This is a genomic window from Providencia sp. wls1916 (assembly GCF_009706585.1).
Taxonomy (GTDB): domain Bacteria; phylum Pseudomonadota; class Gammaproteobacteria; order Enterobacterales; family Enterobacteriaceae; genus Providencia; species Providencia lanzhouensis.
This window is the reverse complement of record NZ_WLUL01000018.1, coordinates 90,168-96,853: the sequence shown is the minus strand read 5'-3', so window position 1 is coordinate 96,853 and position 6,686 is coordinate 90,168. Positions and strand designations below refer to the sequence as shown.

General features: G+C 44.3%; 4 protein-coding genes. 3 read left to right on the top strand and 1 reads right to left on the bottom strand.

All coding sequences use genetic code 11. The features are described 5' to 3' along the window. Positions 1-2,120, bottom strand: a 2,120-nt coding sequence (locus GKR61_RS17855; RefSeq protein WP_154639832.1) for an autotransporter outer membrane beta-barrel domain-containing protein, incomplete at its 3' end; no start/stop codon positions are given. A 967-nt stretch (positions 2,121-3,087) separates the two neighbouring features. Between GKR61_RS17855 and GKR61_RS13105 the strand changes: the two genes are divergently transcribed. From GKR61_RS13105 to GKR61_RS13095, 3 genes are read left to right on the top strand one after another with little or no spacing between them, the layout of a single operon-like run. After that, a complete protein-coding gene (locus GKR61_RS13105) occupies positions 3,088-3,705 on the top strand; it encodes a 4Fe-4S dicluster domain-containing protein (protein ID WP_154599977.1) in 618 nt (205 codons plus the stop codon). Next, on the top strand, positions 3,705-5,720 hold the full coding sequence (gene hyfB, locus GKR61_RS13100; protein WP_036949171.1) for a hydrogenase 4 subunit B: 2,016 nt from the start codon (positions 3,705-3,707) through the stop codon (positions 5,718-5,720). Before GKR61_RS13105 ends, hyfB begins: the two co-directional genes overlap by 1 nt. An 11-nt stretch (positions 5,721-5,731) precedes the next feature. Then, positions 5,732-6,682, top strand: coding sequence for a respiratory chain complex I subunit 1 family protein (locus GKR61_RS13095; protein WP_036949172.1), 951 nt, complete (start codon positions 5,732-5,734; stop codon positions 6,680-6,682). The last annotated feature ends 4 nt before the right edge of the window (positions 6,683-6,686 follow it).

Sequence of the window (6,686 nt, the reverse complement as noted above, 5' to 3'; positions counted from 1 at the left end):
GGGTCAACAGGGTCAACAGGGTCAACAGGGTCAACAGGGTCAACAGGGTCAACAGGGTCAACAGGGTCGACAGGGTCGACAGGGTCAACAGGGTCAACAGGGTCGACAGGGTCAACAGGGTCGACAGGGTCAACAGGGTCGACAGGGTCAACAGGGTCTACCGGCGGCTCCACATACAAACTGGTCAAATACCAGTTTTTATAATTCGTACCTGGAACATAGCCACCTCGCAGTAGCGTGTAATCATAAGCGCCCGCAACAATACGCCCGCTTTGCTTAAACTCCCCAAGGGAGCGACCAGCTACGGTAATCAGCTCAATGCCTGTTTCCGTTTGCGCGCCTTTTCCATGGATATTATTCACATAAACCGTGGTATTGCCGGTACTATCGCCATTAATGATTAATTTATCTGTTTTTGAATCATCTCCACCCAGTTCAGTATTGAAATAGAGAGAGCCATTATCAGCCTTATAACCATTAAAAATATTCAAATGCGTTTGTGTTTGGTTGTCCCTTGAAAGCTTAACGACTCCACGGTTATCCAGTGATGAAATTGTTTGGCCAAATCCATTGAGGTCAAACTGGCTGAAGTTTTTAATATCGACACGGCTTCCAAAGGCGTTTTGATTACCCGCTTTTAATGCGCCATTGTTGATAACCACAATCCCACTGTGTAGGTTGTTATCTCCTGCAAACGTGATGGTATTGGTATTGTTTTTCACCACATTGATGGTGTTAATCAAATTAGGAGAAAAATCATTATCATTTTGATAATTGAACACTAATCCAGCCTGCATAGGGAGTTTATCGCTATCAAACTGGTAGTTATTTTTGCCAGTAAAGCCTTCTATACTCTCGGTATTTAATTCACCCGCTAGACCACCATCACCATGATAAATCACTGCATTAAAGTAATTACTGTCTTTGTTTAAGTTGATTTTGTGGGTGGTGACATTCCCGCCAGCCAGCAGATTGAGGGTACTTTTTCCTAAAATACTTGGGAGAAGTTTTGTTTTACCAAGGGTTATTTCTTTGGCTGAGACCATGCCACCGTCTGCAATGGTGATTTCATGGTTGACGTTATTCCCTAGAATAAGGTGGTTTTGAGCGGTGATTTTTGATTGCTCGCCAGTCACGATTACGGTTGGATGCGGCGAGTTGATGGCGTAAGGGTCAACCGTTGCGGAATCTCCCGTACCCAAAATGATATTTTTGGCGTTTATTTCAGCACCATCTTCGACAGTTAATAAGCTTCGTAAATTTCCTCCTGTCGTAAAATTTTCAGCGACATCAATCGATGAGTTTTGACCTGAAATTAATAAGGAGACAGGGGAATTATCACTCCATACTTTATGTACACCGGCATGGAAGTTTTTCGCTTTAATTTTACCGCCAGACAAAATATTCAGTTCACTGGGGGTATCAGGATCGGCGTTTCCAAAGTTTTTGGCAAAGTAAACGTCTTCTTTAACGTTTAATAATCCATTATTTTTGATATTTAAAACCGTTTTTAGGGATGCTTCGTCATAGTTTATGTCCATATCATGCATAACGACATTTTCAGCTTCAATAACACCGTCATTATCGATATTGATTGTGACAATGCCGATTGGGAATCGATTACTGTCAAATGAGGAGGCTGTTAAATCTTGATTGACCTTTAAGATAGAACCTTTGCCATCGACATTTAAGGTATATTGCCCTTCCTCGTCCATATTGGCTCCCCGATAATTACCCATAGAAAATTTATCGGTATAAACTTGAGCGCCATTAAGAATATCAATACCTGACTTCGAGGGGGTTTTTGTGTATCGGGTATGAAGGTTGATAACACCAAGATTCAAGGTATTTTTGTTATTCCAGATAGAATCGCTACCTGAAACCGTCACATTCCCGGATTCCCCAAAAAAATCAGTGATCACTGTGCTATTGGTTTCTAGTGTTCCAGATTTAAGAATGATTTTTCCGTTTCTTATATATAAATCATTAAGATCAAAAACATTATCTTTATCATCAAACTCTTTGATTTCACCATATGTAATGGTAGTGGCATTACTGGTTGAGGCCATTAGAAGTAGCAGCAGATAATTCGCTGTGTAATAACGCTTTTTATTTTTCATGTGAAACCATCCTTGACGTTTAATTTTTATAAATTAAATCAAGTTATTAGCAATGTAATGATGCCCAGCGAGCTGTTAGGCTACTGATGCAGTTACGGGAATATTTAAATTATTTTTAAGCTCTTATAATTAAATTAATGAGCATTGATTTAATTGGTGAATTTTTTAGCCTTTAATAAAGTTATCTAAATTGGACTGATTAAGTGAGAAAGTTAATGACAATGTTATCGTTTGGAACTGTATGTCTAATTTATAATTCGAATAACTATAATAGGTATAAAGAATACTTATTTTGTATTAGAACTATAATTTCGAGAACTATAATCAAGCTAGTTATTATTTTTCAAGTGTTTTATTCAAGGATTAACACTCGTGATCCTTTTATCTAAATTAATAAAATAAATGGTTTTTAATTTTGAAAGTGGAATTAAAATGGTTTTTTAATCCTAATGTTAAGAGTGAGAATGATTCTTTGTCATTGATTTACATTAAGATAATTCTTAATTAAGATTTGTTTTATCTACGTGATTTTTTAATTAAGTGATTTTTTTTATCCGTTCTGGTATTACCAGTTTTATTTTTTAACGATAATGGAAATATATTATTTCTTTTTTTAATGGGTTTTTTTGATAGGTTTAAATATTAATAAAAAGTATGAAAAATAATTTCTTGATTATATTTTTTATATGAAAAATAAATTCTTTCATGGTTTATAAAATATCTAATCGCTCCCAAATACTTTTCGCCACTGTATCGGGCTAACCCCAAATTTATCTTTAAATACTTGCCTCTCTGTTTTATTGAATAAGAACCTGTTGAATCTTTCCTCCTTCGTCATTACTGTCGAACTCCTACCTAGTAAAAAGCCAACTAACTGATAAACAACACTATTATTTCTGGCACAAAAAATGCTTAGGTGTCTGCAACAAACTTAAGATCCGACTGATTTTATTGGAGGGGAAAGCGAATGAATCGCTTTGTAATTGCAGACCCACAACTGTGTATCGGATGTAACACTTGCATGGCGGCGTGCTCAGAAACGCATAAAGCCCAAGGATTACAAACACATCCGCGACTAAAGGTGGTCAAAGTTGGCGAGCTAACCGCACCGATGCTCTGTCGTCAATGTGACGATGCCCCGTGTGCGCGTGTGTGTCCGGTCAATGCCATCACCCACGAAAATGACATGATTGTGCTAAATGAAAGCCTGTGCATTGGCTGCAAACTGTGTGGTTTGGTGTGCCCATTTGGGGCAATCACACCGTCAGGCAGCAAACCAGTAGATACACCTGATTTCTTTGAACAATATGTCCCAAAAGAGATGCTATTAGATGTGCCAGATAGCCTCCCAACCATGAACCCTTTCCTGGCGTGGAACGCAGGGATCCGCAATGTCGCCGTGAAATGTGACCTGTGTGATTTCAGTGACGAAGGGCCAGCTTGTGTCAAAGTCTGCCCAACCGATGCCCTCCATCTGGTGGAAGAATACCAACTCGAAAACGAAAGTGCCAAACGCCGCAGCGCATCTGTCGATGCCATGCCGCCAGAGTTCGACATTTTTGTTGCTGATCGGGAGAACCCATAATGACACCTCTTCAGTTACTTTTATGGTCGGTGATTTTCTACGCGGTAGGTGGCTTTGTTTCGTTGCTCTTTAAACGCCAAGAAAAGCTCGCCATTTATGTCGCGGGAATTGCTGCCATGATCGGCGGCGTGCTGGGTTTATGCAGCTCAATTCCGGTGCTAATGAGCGGGGAAGTGCTTACTTACCTGTCCCAAGGTCCATTCCCGTTCGCCAATTTTGTCGTGAGGCTCGATAGCCTCGCCGCCTTTATGGTGATGGTGATTTCGCTGCTGGTGACCGTCAGCGCCTTATATTCCTTAAACTATGTTCAGGAATATTGCGGTCGCGGCGCGTGGAGCATGGGGTTCTTCCTGAACCTGTTTATCGCTTCGATGGTGGCCTTGGTGGTGATGGACAACGCCTTTTACTTCATCATCCTGTTTGAAATGATGTCACTGGCTTCCTGGTTCTTAGTGATTGCCGACCAAGATGACAAATCCATCCGCGCGGGTCTGCTGTACTTCTTTATTGCCCACGCCGGTTCGATTTTAATTATGATCGCCTTCTTCTTAATGTGGCGTGAAAGTGGCAGCTTAGATTTCGATTCCTTCCGCCAGCTTTCACTTTCACCAGCGATGGCATCCATCGTTTTTTTATTGGGATTTTTTGGCTTTGGCGCCAAAGCTGGGATGCTCCCACTTCACAGTTGGTTACCGCAAGCTCACCCCGCAGCACCATCTCATGCGTCAGCATTAATGTCTGGTGTAATGGTAAAAATCGGTATCTTCGGGATTATCAAAGTAGGTATCGACTTACTCGGTGCCACTCAAGGCTGGTGGGGTATTGTGGTACTAGCATTCGGTGCAGTCTCCTCGGTTCTTGGGGTTATGTACGCACTGGCTGAGCACGACATCAAACGCTTACTCGCATGGCACACCGTCGAAAATATCGGGATTATCTTGATGGGGGTTGGTGTGGCGATGGTCGGCATGGCAAACAATATGCCAGTGCTTGCGACCATTGGTTTGCTCGGTGCGATTTACCACTTGCTTAACCACGCCGTCTTCAAAGGATTACTGTTCCTTGGTGCGGGCGCCGTGATCTACCGTGTGCATACCCGCGATATGGAAAAAATGGGTGGCTTAGCCAAATTAATGCCACTGACCGCAACCGCGTTTTTAATCGGCTGTATGGCGATTTCCGCACTGCCACCACTCAACGGCTTTGTCAGTGAGTGGTACACCTACCAATCGCTATTCTCCATGAGTCACGAAGGCACTTTTATTATGCGCATCAGCGGTCCAATCGCCATTGTGATGTTAGCCATCACCGGGGCGTTGGCGGCAATGTGTTTTGTGAAAGTGTACGGCGTCAGTTTTTGCGGTGGTGCTCGCAGTGAGCAAGCCACTCATGCTCGCGAAGTGCCATGGACAATGACCGCCGCGATGCTGATTTTAGCCGCTATCTGTGTGATTTTAGGTGTAGGCGCGACCTATATCGCTCCGGTCTTAGCCAACGTGGCAATGTCCCTGACACACGCCACCGATATCACTGTGGCGCAAGGGGCGATGCTGGTACCAAACAGCGCATCTCAAGCGATGATTTCACCAGCCATGACCTTGATCCTGTTGCTAGCGCTGCCAATCATTCCACTGATTATCTACATGGTATTTAAAGGCAAACAGCTCGACGCGCGCCGTAAAGGGGACGCATGGGCGTGTGGTTATGCGTGGGAAAAAGAGATGTCGGTATCAGCGGGGGGCTTTACCCAGCCGCTGCGTTCTATGTTTGCGCCGCTGTATCGCCTGCGTACTCAGCTCGACCCTTCAGCGCGTTTAGCGCAAACCTTAGAAGTGACGAAAGAGGGGGCAGGGAAGGTAGAACCGTTCTGGGATGAAAAAATTATCTACCCGCTGGTTCGTGTGATTAACCGAATAGCAAAACGCATGCAATGCCTACAAGGCGGGGACTTCAGGCTCTATTGCCTGTATGTGGTCGCGGCCTTGATCGTGCTGCTTGTTGTGATTGCGGCGTAAGGAGAGAAACCATGTCGATTCAAGAAACACCCACATTGATGACAGGGATCTTCGCCGTCGTTCAAGCCGTGGTTTTACTGCTGCTGACGCCGCTGTTCACGGGGATCTCTCGTCAAATTCGCGCAAAAATGCACTCTCGCCAAGGTCCCGGAATTTGGCAAGATTATCGCGACATCATCAAATTGATGACTCGCCAATCTGTGGCGCCGCGTGATTCAGGCATTATCTTTCGCATCATGCCGTATGTGCTGCTGAGCAGCATGTTGCTGCTAGCGATGGCATTGCCAGTGGTCACGAACACATCACTGTTTAGTGGCGCAGCTGACATCATTATCGTGCTGTATATCTTCGCGTTATTCCGCTTTTTCTTCTCACTTTCCGGTCTCGATACCGGTAGCCCATTTGCGGGTATCGGTGCGAGCCGTGAGCTGACACTTGGCGTACTGGTGGAACCGACGTTATTCCTCGGTTTGCTGGTTGTTGCGCTGATTGCTGGTTCCACCAATATTGGCACCATCAGCGCCACGATGAGTGAAGGCTGGGTGTCTCCAACTGCTACGTTATTAGCGCTACTCGCTTGCGGATTCGCGACATTTATTGAGATGGGCAAAATCCCATTCGACGTGGCAGAAGCGGAGCAAGAGCTGCAAGAAGGTCCATTAACCGAATACTCCGGTTCAGGATTCGCGATGGTGAAACTGGGCATTGGTCTGAAACAAGTGGTCGTTGCGGTTCTGTTCCTGTCGATTTTCTTCCCATTCGGCAATGCCAGTACCTTTACCGTTGGCAGCGTATTGTTAGCGATGGGATTATTGCTAGTGAAATTACTGGTGATTTTCGTGCTGGCGTCGCTGGTCGAAAACAGTCTGGCTCGTGGTCGTTTCTTATTAACGCACCATGTGACTTGGTTAGGATTCGGTGTTGCGGCACTCGGATTCGTCTTCTACCTCACCGGTCTATAAGGAG